Source organism: Halorubrum sp. CBA1229 (assembly GCF_003721435.2).
In the GTDB taxonomy this organism is placed as follows: domain Archaea; phylum Halobacteriota; class Halobacteria; order Halobacteriales; family Haloferacaceae; genus Halorubrum.
The window spans coordinates 148,912-165,623 of the sequence record NZ_CP054586.1 but is presented as its reverse complement, the minus strand read 5'-3'; the positions used below and the strand labels follow the sequence as shown (position 1 = coordinate 165,623).

General features: G+C 58.6%; 20 protein-coding genes. 3 read left to right on the top strand and 17 right to left on the bottom strand.

What is annotated here, in order from left to right; all coding sequences use genetic code 11:
- Window positions 1-2: 2 nt before the first annotated feature.
- Genes Hrr1229_RS17050 through Hrr1229_RS17035 form a run of 4 tightly spaced genes read right to left on the bottom strand, consistent with a single transcriptional unit; the run spans window position 3 to window position 4,374 of the window.
- Window positions 3-1,376 (bottom strand): hypothetical protein, encoded by a 1,374-nt coding sequence (locus Hrr1229_RS17050; protein ID WP_123115148.1) that lies wholly within the window; start codon window positions 1,374-1,376, stop codon window positions 3-5.
- Complete coding sequence (locus Hrr1229_RS17045) at window positions 1,369-2,271, bottom strand: hypothetical protein (protein ID WP_255212617.1); 903 nt, start codon at window positions 2,269-2,271, stop codon at window positions 1,369-1,371. The genes Hrr1229_RS17050 and Hrr1229_RS17045 overlap by 8 nt, the downstream gene beginning before the upstream one ends.
- Entirely contained in the window at window positions 2,271-3,926 is a 1,656-nt protein-coding gene (locus Hrr1229_RS17040) for a hypothetical protein (protein ID WP_123115146.1), read from the bottom strand. Before Hrr1229_RS17040 ends, Hrr1229_RS17045 begins: the two co-directional genes overlap by 1 nt.
- Before the next feature lie 25 nt (window positions 3,927-3,951).
- A complete protein-coding gene (locus Hrr1229_RS17035) occupies window positions 3,952-4,374 on the bottom strand; it encodes a hypothetical protein (RefSeq protein ID WP_123115145.1) in 423 nt (140 codons plus the stop codon).
- A gap of 139 nt (window positions 4,375-4,513) precedes the next feature.
- Here Hrr1229_RS17035 and Hrr1229_RS17030 point away from each other — a divergent pair, with 139 nt between their 5' ends.
- Window positions 4,514-4,717: a hypothetical protein gene (locus Hrr1229_RS17030; protein ID WP_123115144.1), complete on the top strand. Its 204-nt coding sequence runs from the start codon at window positions 4,514-4,516 to the stop codon at window positions 4,715-4,717.
- Between the two features lie 20 nt (window positions 4,718-4,737).
- Here the strand turns inward: Hrr1229_RS17030 and Hrr1229_RS17025 are convergent, their stop codons facing one another.
- From Hrr1229_RS17025 to Hrr1229_RS16965, 13 genes are all read right to left on the bottom strand, one after another.
- A complete protein-coding gene (locus tag Hrr1229_RS17025; protein WP_255212616.1) occupies window positions 4,738-4,980 on the bottom strand; it encodes a hypothetical protein in 243 nt (80 codons plus the stop codon).
- Window positions 4,981-5,667: 687 nt separating this feature from the next.
- Entirely contained in the window at window positions 5,668-5,850 is a 183-nt protein-coding gene (gene xseB, locus Hrr1229_RS17020) for an exodeoxyribonuclease VII small subunit (RefSeq protein WP_123115142.1), read from the bottom strand.
- 3 nt (window positions 5,851-5,853) lie between these two features.
- Window positions 5,854-6,906: an exodeoxyribonuclease VII large subunit gene (xseA, locus tag Hrr1229_RS17015; protein WP_123115141.1), complete on the bottom strand. Its 1,053-nt coding sequence runs from the start codon at window positions 6,904-6,906 to the stop codon at window positions 5,854-5,856.
- Window positions 6,907-6,981: 75 nt separating this feature from the next.
- A complete protein-coding gene (locus tag Hrr1229_RS17010; protein WP_123115140.1) occupies window positions 6,982-7,149 on the bottom strand; it encodes a DUF1931 domain-containing protein in 168 nt (55 codons plus the stop codon).
- Between the two features lie 136 nt (window positions 7,150-7,285).
- A complete protein-coding gene (locus Hrr1229_RS17005; protein ID WP_123115139.1) occupies window positions 7,286-9,565 on the bottom strand; it encodes a heavy metal translocating P-type ATPase in 2,280 nt (759 codons plus the stop codon).
- Window positions 9,566-9,705: 140 nt separating this feature from the next.
- Window positions 9,706-9,903, bottom strand: a complete 198-nt coding sequence (locus Hrr1229_RS17000; protein WP_123115227.1) for a cation transporter — start codon at window positions 9,901-9,903, stop codon at window positions 9,706-9,708.
- 115 nt (window positions 9,904-10,018) lie between these two features.
- Window positions 10,019-10,372 (bottom strand): SHOCT domain-containing protein, encoded by a 354-nt coding sequence (locus Hrr1229_RS16995; RefSeq protein WP_123115138.1) that lies wholly within the window; start codon window positions 10,370-10,372, stop codon window positions 10,019-10,021.
- A gap of 6 nt (window positions 10,373-10,378) precedes the next feature.
- Entirely contained in the window at window positions 10,379-10,795 is a 417-nt protein-coding gene (locus tag Hrr1229_RS16990) for a DUF302 domain-containing protein (protein ID WP_094529613.1), read from the bottom strand.
- 95 nt (window positions 10,796-10,890) lie between these two features.
- Entirely contained in the window at window positions 10,891-11,247 is a 357-nt protein-coding gene (locus tag Hrr1229_RS16985; protein WP_094529615.1) for an SHOCT domain-containing protein, read from the bottom strand.
- Between the two features lie 58 nt (window positions 11,248-11,305).
- Entirely contained in the window at window positions 11,306-11,602 is a 297-nt protein-coding gene (locus tag Hrr1229_RS16980) for a hypothetical protein (protein ID WP_094529617.1), read from the bottom strand.
- A 229-nt stretch (window positions 11,603-11,831) separates the two neighbouring features.
- Window positions 11,832-13,247 carry a multicopper oxidase family protein gene (locus tag Hrr1229_RS16975; RefSeq protein WP_123115137.1) on the bottom strand — a complete coding sequence of 472 codons (1,416 nt, stop codon included), beginning with the start codon at window positions 13,245-13,247 and terminating at the stop codon, window positions 11,832-11,834.
- Between the two features lie 123 nt (window positions 13,248-13,370).
- The gene (locus Hrr1229_RS16970; protein ID WP_094529650.1) at window positions 13,371-13,964 is read right to left on the bottom strand and encodes a MarR family transcriptional regulator; all 594 of its coding nucleotides are present in this window, start codon (window positions 13,962-13,964) and stop codon (window positions 13,371-13,373) included.
- Window positions 13,965-14,095: 131 nt separating this feature from the next.
- Window positions 14,096-15,490: a permease gene (locus tag Hrr1229_RS16965; protein WP_123115136.1), complete on the bottom strand. Its 1,395-nt coding sequence runs from the start codon at window positions 15,488-15,490 to the stop codon at window positions 14,096-14,098.
- Window positions 15,491-15,671: 181 nt separating this feature from the next.
- On the opposite strand from Hrr1229_RS16965, the gene Hrr1229_RS16960 reads away from it, so the two are divergent.
- Together Hrr1229_RS16960 and Hrr1229_RS16955 are read left to right on the top strand one after the other, a co-directional pair.
- Window positions 15,672-16,043, top strand: a complete 372-nt coding sequence (locus Hrr1229_RS16960; RefSeq protein WP_123115135.1) for an SHOCT domain-containing protein — start codon at window positions 15,672-15,674, stop codon at window positions 16,041-16,043.
- A gap of 23 nt (window positions 16,044-16,066) precedes the next feature.
- A complete protein-coding gene (locus Hrr1229_RS16955) occupies window positions 16,067-16,708 on the top strand; it encodes a hypothetical protein (RefSeq protein ID WP_123115134.1) in 642 nt (213 codons plus the stop codon).
- Window positions 16,709-16,712: the final 4 nt, after the last annotated feature.

Here is a 16,712-nt window from a genome sequence, read left to right as displayed (position 1 = left end):
TGTTAGTGGATGTAGCGTGGCGGGTCATCTGCAGAATCTCGATTCCGGTTCCGAGTCTGGGGATCCCGGAACGCATCGTCTCGATCGAATTCTTCGCCTCCATCGTTCCCACTACTATCCTCGCTGGTGGTGGAGCCGGCCGTAGAACCATCACTTCCGTCGTCGAGACCTCCGCCTCCGCTGTTTCCTCCACCCCCACCACTGCCGTCGGTGAGTGCTTCACGGAGGCGAGACCCAGTCGTATTGAGTCGTTGGCCGGTAGAGTGGGCTCTCGACTCACCAGAGTTCAAGACGTATTGGCCACCGCTCTTGACTGCGGGCTCATTGCGCACTCCTCGAACGAAGTTTCTCCCACCCTGTTTGGCCGACTGGACTTGTTCACGTCCTCTAGACAACCGACTACGGGCCTTCTCAGCAGACATATGTCTGGCCGCCCTGTCGGCGATGAAGAACAACGCCCCGGCCTGCCAGAACAAAACAAACGGGGAGGCAACGGCGAGAAGCGGGATAACGAGTGCCGTCAACCAAGCCCCGAACTCACCGGCTGAGGGGCCGAAGCTCGTCCCCAAGATGTCCCCGAGACGGAACAGGAGAGCAACTGGAACCGTCATAAACAGGAAAGGGACGTAGAATCCAGCCAACTTCTTCATGAATTTCGAGACTAGGGCGAACGGCCCGACGCCAGGGATCCAGAATACGATGAGTAGTGGCATCAGGAACACGAATAGGTAGAGTGCCAGCTGTCTCGCGAGGTAAATCAGGCCGATCAACACGAATAGGAGCAAATTCGTTGAGAGAGCAACAACTGTGCCGAGCACACCCATTCCAGTGAACGACAGCGTCTGGAATAGCGAGATCTCTGACACCGAGGGGACGAGGAACCCAGCTAATGCATCCATAAATCGCAACGAGAGCGCTGAGATCCACCACCACGACAAGATACCGAGCAATCCAGCGAAGGCGCGTTTCTTGAGCTTCGAGCGATGGTATCCGTTGAACAAGTGGCTCGTCGATTCAAGGAAAATGACGATCCCAAGCGAGAGACCGTACAGCGATAGCGAAAGCGGGATGATCATCTCCCAGTAGTAGTCGTAAATTCCAGGCCACGCTGCGTTCGTCGGCTGATTGAACACCGAATCTGGATGGGGAGTACCCACCACTGTCCGCAAGACTGCATCACCGTGATTTTCGATGACGGTCTCTATGGGGCTGAAGAGTATCTCAAGGAGTTCTTGGATAGCGTTGATGATAATGTCTCCAAGGGCACCGCCATCGCTGCCCCCGTCACTTTGAGCTAAAACCGGAGCAGTGCCCGTACTCAGTAGCCCGAAGAAGACGACGATAGAGCGAATTAGGAAGCGAACGGGACTACGCATTGTCTCCACCCCCGTCCAGTAGTTCAATCTGGACGTCTTTACACGGGTGTTGGATCGCGCCTTGGTCGTCGATATGGTATCCACCGGACAGCTCTGCCCGAATCGGTTGCTCAATATCTCCGTGTGGGGTCTGAACAACGACGGTTAATTCTGTAGTATCACTCTGACATGAGGCATCGTCGTTGTCATCGATGACGAGAACACCCCGTTGTTTCAGGAATTCCCGTTCAGTACCGGGGCTGAGGAATTCTTCGCTCGCCTCCGGACGCTCGAACGTTGTATCAGCAACGCCGTCTCCTTCGATGACCTCAGGTGCGTTCCGATACGGCGCATTCCGGAAGCCAATATTATACACCCAAGAGGGACCAGTACCGACGTTCTCGACCGTCACAAAGAGCCGACCGCTACTGTAGCCATCATCTTCATCGAACTCCGGTTCGACATCGACAATCTGGATATCGGGCCGGATCTCCAGCGACATCGACTCAGATGTCTCGCCCGAAATGGCGACTAACTCGTACTCGCCGGCAGAGTACGTCCCACCAGTCTTGAAGACGATCTGTATTTCGACTCCTGTAGCTCCCTGTGCAACGGTTGACTGTTCGAACGTAGTACCATCTGGACCAATCAGATTGAGTTGGTCGACGTCGTGATCATCAGCCAGCGTCACCACGAGGTTGGGTCCCGCGAAGCTGATTTCCTCAAATACCGAATCTGTAGACGGCGACGTTGAGGACGAATCTGTTGGGGATTCAGTCTGGTTGCCGGGACCATCGGTTCCGGAACACCCTGCTACTCCTGCAAGCAGGGCTGTTCCAGACGAAGCCAAAAGACGGCGTCGACTAATCCACCGTTCCGAATTCCGGTCATGGGATTCTGAATGTTCTCTGATCATTATAGTGACCTCCACGGGGGCCAGATACGCCACCCTGTAATCCGATCGATGAAGAACACTGCAAGGAGGAACAGCGAGACGGGAACGCCGATCCGGAACAGCGTCGACACCAGCTGGAGCACCGAGCCTTGCAGCAGGACAGTATCCGAGTCGCCGGTATAGCCGGGAGGATTGAGCCACCAGTGGCCGGGTTCGTATCGGGCCGAAACACCGCCAGGGGAACGTTCAATCGTCATCCTGACGGTTCCGTTCCCGGTCGTGTTCACACGCTGCCCGTTGACGACAACGTAGCCGTCCCGTTCGGCGGTGTTGATTGGTGCGTCGGTATTCGCGTTCAGGAGCGTAACCCGGACGGTGACGGTGTCTTCAGTCTGGTTCATCACCTCCAGGGTGAGGTTGCTCTCGTAGATCTGGATTCGAGCGAACTCATCGGCGGGTCGTTCCGCCTCAACCCCTCTGACGAGTCCCCACGCACGGACGGTCTCGGGCTGTTCGTCGGTCGTGGCTCGCGTCGCGATGCCGTAGCTGGCCGTGTACGGCTCCGTGAGAACGTCCAAGTGGACGCTCGATGGGAGTGTCGGCGGCGACGTCGACGTGCCGTATACATCCAGTATTGTCACGTTCCGGCGGGGCGACGGCGTCGGCCCCGTCTCGATGGGGTACGAGTTCACCTGGAGTGGATGGAGCGGTGAGTGGGCGGTCCGCTGTCCGTCGTCCGAGCTGTAGACCAGCGTATCCCAGTCCTTGTCTCGGGCTGAGTAGAACCGCCAGACGCCTCGGACGTCACCGTTGGGCAGCTGGTAGCCAAGCCACGGCTGATTCTTGTAAACGACGAGGCCGAGATCACCGTTCGGATACTCCGCGATGAACCCTGATACCGCGAGGTCGTACTTCGTTACCCCGATGGAATCGGTTACCGTGACGGTCTCGGTCGGGTATGAAACGGAACTCTCCCAGTTGGTACAATCGCCTTCGTCGTTGTGAGCTGTACAAACTTCGACCTCCTTCCGAAGTCGGACCGAGATGTTCGCCTGGAGCGTGAGCTGATGGTCCTCGCCGGCGTATCCATCCAAGGAGTACGACAGTGCCGGCGTGTGGGAACCACCAGCCGTCGTCTCTTCGTCGCCGTCGACGAGGAGTCTCGTCCCCTCAACCTGATGGCTCTCCAGACTCCAGTAGACGCGTCGATCGCCGGAGGTGTCGTCAGGCGGCACTGCCACCCGGTAATCGACGGTCCCGCGGATCGTCCCGTCTGGAGCGACGTAAAGCGGCTGTCTGGACGACGAGAGGCGCGCTCGGGTGGACGGCTGAACGGCGAACACCTCAGTATAGGCTTCCTTGATGAACTGGTCGCTGGTGAGGTCCGCATCTGGTGGATGGATCGACACGGAGCTGTTGGTCGCCGGGAACTCCTGGTGGTCGCCCCGGTTCCATTGCTCGACTGCCCGCGGGGGCGAATCGAACGGGACATCGGTCCCCTCGCCAAGCTGCTCGACCGCCGACCCGTTACTCAGATTCGCACCGTCGGTCGCACCGTCTTGATCCCCCGACCACAGTTTGTGAAAGGTCTCCTCCGGAACGCCGTGGTCAGTACTATTCGGGGGATGGGCGCCCACTGGAACGGCGGCTGTCGATGCGACGAGGACGGCGGACATGACGAGTGCGAATCCTGTTGCGTAGTTAGAACCCACAACTCGTGCCACCGACCACGATGTTGTTCAGGATGAACTGGACGATCTCCGTCCCGAGAGGGGCGACGATCACGCCCCAGAGCAGGCCCTGATTCCGGACAGATTTCATCTCCTTCTTCCAGTCCGAGCGACGGGTGAACGGGATCGCCACCGTCGCTCCGAGCGCGAGGACGCCGCCGATGAGCGGCCCACCGAACTGGATGATGGTGAAGATATTCTGGATGGTGTCGGCCATGTTCGAGTCGCAGAATGCGCTCCCCGGATCCGACTGTGCGGCCGCCGTCCCCACCAACAGGATCAGCGGGAGGAGCGCCAGTAGAATCGGGCCGATGGACCTGTGGATGATCCGAATGACGGACGTCGATTCCTCAGTACTGGCCGGCGTCTCGCCGGAGGGGACCTTAGCACACATCGTTTGTGGGAAAGGATAGCACGACCAAAAGAGGTCAGAAAATTTGAATGAATTTGGAGATCTTCAAAGTTCTCCAAGTTCTATAGAGAAGTTCTCATTCTACTGGGATATATGCGACCGCATAGCTTGGGTCGAACTAATGTCAGACGCAGACACAGCAACCAGCGCCAGTAACTCCAGCTCGGATGTTAGCGACGATGTGGCCCGAATCAATATGCGAATCCCGCAGGACAAATACGAGTGGTTACAGGAAGAACTCGACTCATTCACGAGTGATACAGGTCGATTCCAGTACCTCATCCAGTTCTATTCCGACCACAAAGAAGATGACACCGACTGCTGATCTGCGACCCACAGGGCGACTTAGACCTGCAGCGGAGCAACGATGAGAAGCGGGCAATCCTCGCCCTCGAAATAGTACTGCTTTACCGTCGTCGCGTCCTCGAACTCGTCCGCGTCCTCGGGAAGGGTGATCGTGCGGGCGCTGCTGTGTTCGTGGATCGAGTAGATGCCGAGTTCGGAGAGGTCCTCGCACTCGGCGGGATCCAGTTCTCTACTGACCGCCTCCAACCACGCTTCAACTGACACGGAGGACCGCTCGTCCATATCAGTTTCACGGGGGGTACTGCGGGGACTGGCTTGTGCCATGATACATTTGCACATACTTGCGTCTTATCTACTAAATACTGACGGCCAATGACTTTCTTAAAATCTGACTATGTAACTAATGAAGTGTTTGTCTGACGCCGACCGAATACACGTTAAAAAACGCTATTCTGAGGCGTTGAGACACGCTTGGATATCAGCACCAGTCGGAAAAGTCAAAATCACGAGGGGAACGGCGACAAGCGACCACCCGACTGGATCCAACTGTGGAACCGGATTCGACGAGAGATAGGCTCCAATTCCGAGTACGACAATAGGGGTATAGAGGAGAGTCGGCGCGATCGAACCGAGTCGGATAGCGACTGTCGGAGCAGACGGGGCGTAAACGGCGTCGACGTATGGACCACGTCGATTGACACCGAACGAGACTGATTCCGCATAGAGCCTGTGAACGGCGTAGTGTGCGGACTCGTGGAGGATCCACGCCACACCACACGCGAGTAGGTAGACGCCGAATATCAGAACCGTCTCATGGAACATTGGAACTACCGTCGAACAGTTCGAGATGGGAGGACATCGCAGTTAAGCCTGAAGGGTAGCCGTGGCCAGCGACCTGAACCAACAAGCTCGTGATTAACCGCAGACTGTTGGTTAACGCGGAGAAACGGTCGATACTGTCCCCGTTCCTCATTCGATCTCGATGACCTCGCCCTGGCCTTCGTGGAGTCGCTCGCGGATTTCAGTCAGCAACTCCTGCCCTTCCTCGTACAGCTCACTCCCTTCATTAAGTGATACCTCATCCGCATCGAGTTGGTCGATAATCTCTTCGATGCGGTTCATCCGACTTCTGATGTCCGAGTCTTTCGCCATCGCTTAGATCACCCCCAGCCAGAGTGCAGTAATGAGCAGCAACAGCACTAGGAGCACGACAATTGCAACCTTGTAGTAAACCGGCGACAGACCCTCAGGCGCGGTCGCCTCTTCGACTGCCTCGGCCAATTCCTGTTCGTGTTCGTGCTCCTGTTCAAACGTCTCGTACGCGGCCTCAAGCTGTTGCTCAAGCGGGTCAATGTCGCTAGCCAGGAAGTCATTCCGAGACTTGGCGATGTACTCGCCGGCCGCTGTCGGTGTGATCGCGGCCATATCCGCCACCCGGTCCGCGATCAGTCGGTCGTCAGTATGGCCAATTGCCGTGACGATCGGGGTGTTCGCGGTGAAGATCGCTTCCGCGACCCGCTCGGTGTTGAACGCCTGAAGGTTCGAATCGCTCCCACCGCCGCGGCCGACGATAATCGAATCGACGTCCTCGGAGCGGTCCAGATGGTGAATCCCGTTCGCGATCGACGTCGGGGCCTCTGACCCTTGGACGGTCGCATCCTTCACCAGGATGTCGACGGTGGGGTCCTGCTCGTGGATCGCGCTCTGGATGTCGTAGCGAGCGTCGCCCCGGAGGGAGGTCACGACACCGACTCGCTCTGGGAACGCCGGCGGGCGCTGTTTCTGCTCGTCGTCGAACCAGCCACGCTCTTCGAGTTCGCTTCGCAGCCGCTCGACAGCAGCTGCTTGGTCGCCGTCGCCGACGACGATCACCTCCCACGGCTTGAGGTCGATTTTCCCACCTTCAGTCCAGTAGTCGATATCGCCTTCGAGGATGACCTCGGTCCCATCCTCGAGCTCGGCGTCCATCTTCCGATAGCGGTTCGCCCAGATCATACATGGGAGCTCGGCGTCGCCGTCAGTGAGGGTGAAGTAGAGTGCCGTACTGTTTTTGTGGAGATCGGTGACTTCGCCGATACAGCGGACACCGTCGAGGGCAGGCGCATCCTCGACGACTGACGCAATCCGGTCGTTCAGCTGTGACACGCTGAGGACCTCTTTCGCGTCGGGTTCGACCGCCTGCCGTTCGGTATCCGGTGCGTCCGCCATCTTCGTTTCCTAACTTCTGAACAGGAACCTCAAAAAGCTACGTTCGAGTGACGGGCTTGGCTGCGTTATGTAGGCCTACAGATCGCGGGGCTGGACCGTCTTCCGGTCGTTGGCCTCGGCACGCTCCGCGGCGTCGTCGAGCAGTTCGGCGACCTCTTCATTGAGGGCGTCGTAGAAATCTGCCGAGACGTTGTTGTCCGAGAGTGCGTCCTTCACGGCTGCTTTGACGATTAGGTCAGACATTCCATCGCGGAATTCACCTGTCCACTATATAAAGGTTCGAAGTTTTCACGCGAGATTCCGGCCCAGTCGAGTCATAGAACTGTTCGAAGTGACGGTCAACACGGCGGAATTCTTCTTGAAGTAGCCAGAATGGGGCTCAGTCAGCGGGCTGTACCTCCGTCGATGGTGTCCCGCTCGGAAGCTCGGGAATGGACAGGTCCACGCGCCGAAGCATCTGTGCGTTGACCGCGACGATCACCGTACTCAGCGACATCAGGAGGGCGCCCACGGCGGGAGACAGCAGAATCCCGATCGGTGCCAAGACGCCTGCTGCGAGCGGAATCGCAAACACGTTGTAGCCGGCGGCCCAGACGATGTTCTCCTGCATCTTCCGATAGCTCGCCTTACTGAGCTTCACCAGCCGAACGACGTCCATGGGGTTGTTCTGGACGAGGATGACGTCCGCCGACTGGACGGCGACGTCGGTACCGCTCCCGATGGCGATGCCGACATCGGCTCGCGTCAGCGCCGGCGCATCGTTCACGCCGTCACCGACCATCCCCACCAGCTTCCCCTGGTCTTGGAGCTCCTGGACTTTCTCGTCTTTGTCTTCGGGGAGGACTTCCGCGAACACCGTATCGATGCCCAGTTCGTCTGCGACGGCGTTGGCGACGTCCTGGGAGTCGCCAGTCAGCATCGCCACTTCGATCCCCAGATCGTGGAGGGCGTCGACGACGCGGAAACTCTCCTCGCGGATCACGTCGGCCATCGCGAACGCGGCGATCAACTCTCCATCACGGACGAGATACACCACCGTCTGGGCGTTCTCTCCCGCATCGTCAGCAAACCGCTGGAGGTGGCCCGGAACCTCGCTATCGAGCTGTGAGAGCAGATTCGGACCGCCGACGTACACCTCATTGCCGTCGACGTTCGCCCGGACCCCTCGCCCTTTGATTGCCTCAAAGCTGGACGCACCAGGGGCACTGAGATCACGCTCGTCAGCTGCCTCGCGGATGGCTCGCGCGATCATGTGTTCAGAGTCGCTCTCGACAGCTGCCGCCAGTGCGAGCGCGTCGTCCTCGTCGACGCCCTCGACGGTCGCCATATCCACGACGCCGTGCTCGCCTTCGGTGAGCGTCCCCGTCTTGTCGAAGATGATGGCGTCCAGCTTCCGTGCGTCCTCCATCGCGATCCGGTCGCGGACGAGCATCCCGTTGCGCGCCGCCAGGGAGGTGTTGATCGCGACGACCAGCGGGATTGCGAGTCCCAGAGCGTGTGGGCAGGCGATGACGAGCACCGTCACGACGCGCTCGATGACGGTCGCGTCAAACGAAACCGCGACCGTCCACGCGATTGCGGTCACGGCTGCCGCCCCGAGCGCAACGTAGAACAGCCAGCCAGCCGCGCGGTCGGCCAGCACCTGGGTCTTGGACTTGCTCTGCTGGGCTTCCTCGACGAGCCGCATAATGCCCGCGAGCGTCGTCTCCTCGCCCGTTGCGCCAACACGGACGCGGAGACTGCCGTCGCCGTTGATTGTGCCGCCGATGACCTCGTCGCCGGGGTCTTTCGAGACTGGTTTCGACTCGCCGGTGATCATCGACTCGTTGACGTCCGAATCGCCCTCCTCGACGACGCCGTCGGCGGGCACGCTCGCGCCCGGTCGGACGAGCACGCGGTCGCCCTCGGAGAGTTCACTGACAGGGACCTCTTCGGTCTCGCCGTCATCGGTGAGTCGTTCCGCCGTGTCCGGCATCAGTTTCGCCAGTTCGTCGACGGCGCTCGAGGCACGGCGCACCGACCGCATCTCGATCCAGTGGCCGAGCAGCATGATGTCGATGAGCGTCACGAGTTCCCAGAAGAATGCCGACTGTGTTGGGAAAATCACGCTCGCGAGACTGTAGACGAACGCGACCGAGATGGCCATCGAGATCAGCGTCATCATCCCCGGCGCCCGGTCTTTCAGCTCCGGGACCGCCATCTGGAGGAATGGAATCCCACCGTAGGCGAAGACAATGACCGCGAAGACGGGGTTGATCCACTCGCTCCCCGGGAAAGTGGGGACGGAGAACCCGAGCCACTCCTGGAGCATTTCGCTGTACAGGAGGACGGGTATCGACAGGAGTGTCGAAACGAAGAAGCGCCGGCGGAACATCTGTTCGTGGCCTTCGTGCATCCCGCCATGTCCCTCACCGTGCCCTTCGTGAGTGCCGTGGTCGTCTCCTTCGCCCTCGTGGCCGGCGTGATCGTGGTGCTCGTGGAGCGCCTCACCCTCCGCCGTAGCAGGGTGAGCCTCGTCCTCCAGTAGCTCCTGTTCTACCCGTGGTTCGTCTGCCTCAGCGGCTGCTTCATCGTGTTCGCTGTGTTCTTGCTGGTGACTGTCGTCCTGCTGGTGTTCTCCTCCCGAAGGATTCTCATCTGTATCTTTGTGGTCGGCCATAGATCATATTCTCTTTAGAGGTGGACCCGCCGGCTCCCTGAATCTTCGCCCCTGAAACTGTACAGCAGGACCAGCGTAGGCAAAATCCAAAGTCAGGCTTTTTTCTCGAAGCAGACCGTGCTATCTGTCGATCGCGATACTTAGGCGTGAGCGGTGTACCCTGCGTCTTCGACGGCCTCCACGAGAGCCGTGACGTCTACCTCACCATCGACGCTCGCCTGTTCACTCTCCCTGTCAACGGTCACGTCAGCCACGCCGGAGACATCTTGGAGCGCCTCTTCGACCGTCTGCTCACAGTGACCGCACGACATTCCTTCCACGGTGATGGTTGTCGTCATACAGGGATACATACGGTCTCCTCTCTTTAGCGGATTTCTCTTTTGATTAGACTGCTGTAGTGGGGCACAAGCTTTGAATTGTGAATATATTCTGTAGGTGTAGTTTAGAATATGCTCACTCTGATTGTTCGAGCTTCTTTCGGCGGGATTCGAACTCTTCGTCCGTGAGATCGCCACGGGCGTACGCCAGACGTAATTCTTCCATCGCGGGATTGTGGGACGTTTGTGTTTCGCTCACCCGTCTGAAGAGGAGGAAGCCACCGCCGAGAAGCGCAACGAAGAAAACGAGTGGCACAAGCATTCCGATGACGGGCCACCAGCCGCCGGTACTACCGTACTGGCCCATCATTCCCCCGTATCCCATCATCCCGCCGAAGCCCATCCCCATCATGAGCAACGGAAGGAGGATGAACGCTCCGAGGATCAGTAGCAGTATCGTCGTTGTGTCCAGTTGATTCGATGAAGCCATCGACGATCAGGCCTCCGACGCGGGGTCGAACTCGTCTCTAACAGCTGCCAGTACACGATCAAATCGCTCGGTGACCTCGGTTGCGATGGGATCAAGCGCGTCGTTATCAGCAATCCCGACCAACTGCTCCGGATCGACCGCACTCACCACGATGTCGCCGTCATCAGTCTCATAGACGATGACGTTACAGGGCAAGAGCGCACCAAGCTCGATTTCCTCGGTTAACCCTTCGTATGCTAGCGGAGGGTTACACGCACCGAGGATGCGATACTGACGGAACTCTTCGCCAAGCTTCTCCTTGAGTGTCGCCTGAATGTCGATATCACAGAGGACACCGAATCCCTCGTCCGTGAGTGCAGCGTTCGTTGCATCAACGACGTCGTCGAATTCGCCAGTGACTGTGGTCTGTATTGTGTATTCCATGGAATATCATACCCCGTCCGCGGGGTTAACCGTTGGGTGCCCAACAGCAATCGTTGTGGAGGGCAGTGTTTCGGCTGGAACAGCAGCCGTTCCGATCATCCGGTACGTTCGAGCTGTTTTCGCCGCCGTTCGAATTCATCGTCGTCGATCTCGCCACGGGCGTACCGCTCGCGTAGAACCGACAACGACTGCTCATCGTTCCCACCGGATCCTCGGTTGAGGAGCGCATAGACGAGGTAGAGCGGAACGGCGATGAGGAGTCCCATCCAGAGGAGTCCCCAGAGCCCCATCGCTCCGCCGAAGAGGCCCCAGCCGCTTCCGCCCATCATCCCGCCGCCATAGCTCCCGCCGCCGTGGGCGGCAGCCGTTCCAGTCGCCGCGACCAGCAGCGGGATGGCGAGGATCGCGAGGCGGCGAGCAGTGCGTCCGAGATGAGTGGTAAGTTGCGTCATTATCCTGAGTTGGTGAACCGTGGTTGTCGTTTGAAGCAATCGAAACGGTCAGAGGCCGTCAGCAGTGGCCCTGCCCGTACATCCCGCCGTTGTAGTCGTTGTCAGCCATGTCTTGGCCCATCTCGTCGACGGTCACACCCATGTGCGTCTCCATCCACTCGAAGCTACTAGGGCCCATGTGCTCGGTCATCTGCGCCTCCATCCAAGCAGCCCAGTCATCAGCGGTAGCGTTGTCCGTGGGCGCGTCGTCAGCTGTCGTGTCGGTACCGTGTGCGCTGACCACGGGGGAGGCGACCACGAGTCCGACGAGAGCGAGCGCCACGAGCAGCCAGCCGCCGAGTTTGAAGTTGGTCATTGTCTTTCTCCTCGGTTACTCGTAGGACCGCTCGGGAGTTATGACGATGGGCGTGAACTCACGCAGGAGAACGTTCGAGAACGTGTATACAGCGTTTTAATCGTGTTTCAGAAATAAGAGCGTTCATCCGGCTCGAATTCGCCGGGATGGCACTCAACGCCTCGTTCGGAACGGGACTAAGACCACACGGGCCACAGATTGATCAACCAGAAATCGAGTCTCAACCCACTCATTCGACGTATTCCATAACACGCGCCATCCCCGCATCGAGGTGGTACAGATTGTGACAGTGGAACAACCACCGACCGGGGTTATCCGCGTGGAAGTCCAGTGTCACCTGTCCTCGATGTCCAGGGACCATAACCGTGTCTTTGATCGCGTTGCCGACCTGGAAGAAGTGGCCGTGAAGGTGCATCGGATGGATGACCGGGCTCTGATTGGTCATCCGAATTCGGACGTGTTCCCCAGGCCGAATCTGAAGCGGGTCGGCATCCGGATAGGCTTGTCCGTCTATCGTCCACGTGTAGGACTGGTTTCTACCGCGAGAGAGCGTCAGATCGAACGTCCGGTCGGGATCTCCACTCACACCGTCGAGCGAGGAGAGTGCTTGCAGGTCGCCGTATTCCAATCTGTTACTCGAAGATGATGGAGGCTGTGGAGTGCTCGAACCGTCAGTGGATTCATACTCAACGACAGCTCTGGCCGGTGGTTCGTTCCCGTCGAGTGCGTTCGCCTGAACGAACCATCGCCCCGGATTCGTCGCTTCCACGACGACATCGTACCGTTCACCAGCACCAAAAACGAACGAGTCGGCCTCAACCGGTTCGACGGGCTGGCCATCGGCGTGGGTCACCGACATCTCGTGTCCAGCGATTCGCACACCGAAGACTGTCGCACTGCCGGCATTCACGAACCGAAAGCGAATCCGATCGCCCTCCGTTACGTCGAACGTCGGGGGATTCTCGGGCAGTTGACCGTTGATCAAAAGCCCCTCGTATGGCGGTCGAACGTCTCCCATCATTCCACCCATTCCACCGCCACCCATCCCACCGTCCGACGGAAGACGAGGTTCTCCAGAGAGGTAATCGTCGAGCACGACGACGTACTCGCGGTCGTACTCGACGTGTGGGTCACGTTCTTCAACGATCAGAGGGCCGAGTAATCCACGATCGAGTTGGAGTCCGACGTGGCTGTGGTAAAAATACGTCCCAGCGGGTTCAGCACGGAACTTGTATGTGAATGTATCACCGGATGCAACCGGCTCTTGCGTCACGTTCGGGACGCCGTCGACCGGATTCGCAACAGGAATCCCGTGCCAGTGAATCGTCGTCTCCTCCTGCAGGTCATTAGCCAGTTCTACGCTGAGCACGTCACCCTCCTGCACGCGCAACTCTGGGCCCGGATACTGTCCATCGTATAGCCACGTAGTCGTCGACGTATCCGAAGCTGGTCGAATGGTCCCAGACGTCGCAGTGAGGCTGACCGATGTATCTGGATCAGCTGTGACAGTTGGACGAGGGGTCACCGCACGACCCCCACCATCGTCGGTGCCTGGTAGCGGACTGGCACACCCCGCAAGCGCTCCGAGAGTCGAGATCCCCGATAATTGGAGGAGTTTACGGCGAGAAAGTCCCGAGGAGGTCATTGCCTTTGTTTTCGCGGTCAGCGAGTAAAGGCCTCGCGATGAGAGACGTTCATACGGCCATCCTCGTTCCGAGTTTAGGCCGGGCGATACGGTGAACGATCATGGATTCCCGAGAATCCCCCGCTAGTTCGCCTGTTTCTGTTGTAAGTCGTCGCTCGGATAGATGCGATACGTTCGCCCTTGTCGCTCGCGGTACAGTAAGCCGCGCTTCTCGAGGGCACTCACCGTCTGACTGACCTTGCTTTTCGAGAAGTTCGAGCGATCCCGGAGTTCGATCTGTGTGATACCGGGCGACGAGAGGACCGGTTCGAGAATTCGGCGTTCATCATCCGGCAAGAGGTCCAATACGCGAGCCTGTGGCTGGGACTCCGGATTGATTTTTCCCTCTGGTTGAACGGGCCAATCCTGCGATTCGATACTCTCAGAATCGGTTTGATTCGCCATGCCAGTCTGTGAGCGATCGGCTACCTCTGTGGTAGTGAACTCGTCCCGAACCACGAGATAGCCCCCACCAACGACAGCCGAAACAAGAAGCGTTCCGAGAACGTACAAGAGTGGGTTCGTTCCGTGAACCGCACCCATCGACGTACCCATCATCGAGCCCATCTGCTCGAAGGCCTGCTGTTGCTGGTACGCTTGCCAGGTGAGCACACCACCGACTATGAGGACGGCAGCGACCAAGGCACCGGCTACGGTATCGGCTCGCCGTCGATTCATTTTCTCCACCTCGATCCTCCGGGACACTTGCTCATATGTGAGAGTTCGTGAGACATTGCTGTACCAGTTTTGATTGGCCAACGCAATCACGGGGCTGGCGGCCCCACAAATTCGATATCCCCAATCGATGTTCAATGGTGGTCATGATCCTGAGACGCTCCCGCCTCTGGGTGTTGATGGGCGAATTCATCTGGGTCCTTTTCGAACGTCTCCTTACAGGTCTGCGAGCAGAAGTAGTACGTCTCGCCGTCGTGCGTCGCCGATGGCTCGCTATCGTCAGTCCGCATCCCACAGACGGGGTCGCGGTACTGGCCGGGCGCACCGAGACCGCGACGATAAACATACAGCAGGAACCCGGAGAGCGCGAACGCGATGAGGTTGAGATAGAACGTGTAGTTGAGTTTGAAGTACGTCTGCTCGGTCGCCGTCTCGCCGCCCGCCAGATCCGGAACGATTCCCAGCGCGTCGAACAGCAGCTCCATGAGGAAGCCGGTGAACGCCATCGTCACGAAAAAGACGCCGAGGATGTACAGCATGATCTTCCAGCCGTAGTACTTCCGGTAGACGTTCAGCACGGGAATCGTGATGAGGTCGGCGTAGACGAACGCGATGATCCCGGCGAAGCTGACGCCACCGCCCCACAGCGCGACGGCGAACGGGACATTACCCATACTGCCAACGAAACTGAGGACGGCGACGGTGACACCCATAATCGCGTTCTCGGCAGTCACGAGCAGGCCGTCGCCCTGAATGAACAGCGTGTTCCACACCCACTGCGGGACGAAGACGATGACGAACCCAGAAATAAGGAAGCCAGCGACGATGTCCTTCCAGATCATCGACCACTCCTTGCGGTACTGATTCCCGACTTTGTACCAGCCACCCCACGACAACAACTCGTCACGCCACCCGCCGCGACTCGACGTCTCCTGGCGGTAGGTCTCCATACAGCCCTCCGAGCAGAATTTGAGCGTCTCACCGCCGTCGGTCGTGAGCGTATACTCGTCTTTGCCTTCCATCCCGCAGGTCGGGTCTTCGGTGACACCCGTCTCACGGTCGCGCTCGTTGAGCGTCTCCCGGACCTCGTCGAAGAGATTCTCCGGGAGCGTGAAGTGGACGATTACTGCCATCACAGCGATGAGAATGAGTCCACCGAGTAACTCTGCGACTAGGAACTCCCAACCAAGCAGAATCAGAATCATCAATCCGAGCTCGACGATGAGATTCGTCGACGCGAACATAAACGCGAGAAAGTTGACCGCGTGTGCTCCCTTCTTGAACAGTCCCTTCCCGATAGCGACAGCGCCGAAACTGCAGCCGCTGCTCGCCGCGCCGAACGCGGTCGCCTTGGTGAGCCCACTCAGATCACCGTCGCCCAGCACCTGTGCCATTCGCTCCTTGGAGACGTAGACCTGGACGAGACTCGTGATCGTGAGGCCCATAATGATCGCCCACGCCGCCGTCCAGAGGAACCCGACACCGATTCGGAGGGCTTCGAAGATACCCTCAACCATCGTCACCTGCATAGATGTATCATCGTGTGGATCATCTTTTGCAGTTTTCCTTCAGATAGTTCGGGTTAGAGCCGCGGCATGTATGAATTCAAAAGATTAGCGGTGGGTGGAATACGCAGGTCGAAGGCACAACCGCATTGAATAGTTAGGACGTAGTACTACTTGAGACCCAAACTCACGGAGGGATCACAATATGCCGACAAATTCAGACGACACGCGACTTGTCACGCTCCTTCTCGTTATCATCGGCGCCGTATTCATCGTCCCGTTGTTCTTCATGGGCTTCGGAATGATGGGGTTCGGTCCGATGATGGGTGGTACGTGGGGCGGTCATATGTGGGGCGACGGGACGATGCCTGGCTGGATGTTCATCGTCGGCATCGTGATGCAGTTACTGTTCCTCGCCGCCCTCGTCGGCGGTGGCTACCTCATCTACCGCGCGATTACGGGAAGTGAGAGTAGCTCAAACCAAGCCCTCGAGGAGCTCCGGCTCGCCTACGCCCGCGGTGATCTGACCGACGAGGAATACGAACAGCGACGCGAAGCACTCGAACGAGATACCTAGTTCCCGTCCGGCAAACTTGACCGATGATCGGATTCTCCGACCGCCGTCAACAGTCGACGCGTCCGAAGCTTCCAGCGTGGCTTGACCGATACACGACGCTGGGTCTGTACGGACTACTCGTCGGGACAGTCCTCTGTCTGGTCGCGTTCCTCACGAATCCTGTTCCCGACCCCTCGTTCCCGTGGGCGACGCTGCCCGAGTCAGTACGGCTGCCGGTTGCACAGCCCCGGATCGAGCACTGGCCGGTGACCTACACTATCGGCATCTGGCTGTGGGTCTTCTGCTTTCCCGCACTCTTTCTCGCTGGATACCGGCGATACGGCGACGGGAATCGTAGGGCAGCGGTGTGGCTCGTCGGGTTGCCGACTGTGGCAATACTGGGATGGACGACGTACTGTCGGTTCTTCTGGCCGAAACTCCATCCACCGACCTGGAACGCCCCGGCCTACACGTTCGTTTGCTGGCTGTACTGTTCGACCTACAACGTGCTCTGGAGCAACACAGCCTACGTCATTGCGCTATTTGGCATCGTCACGACCATCCTCGTCGTGCGACACCAGGATAGAGACCGATATGCCCTTCTCGGGTTTGGAATCCTCGCACTTCCTCTCGGATTACCGGCCCTGTACGAAGGGTATCGACGGACGACGCGAACCGAAACCTGAGAAT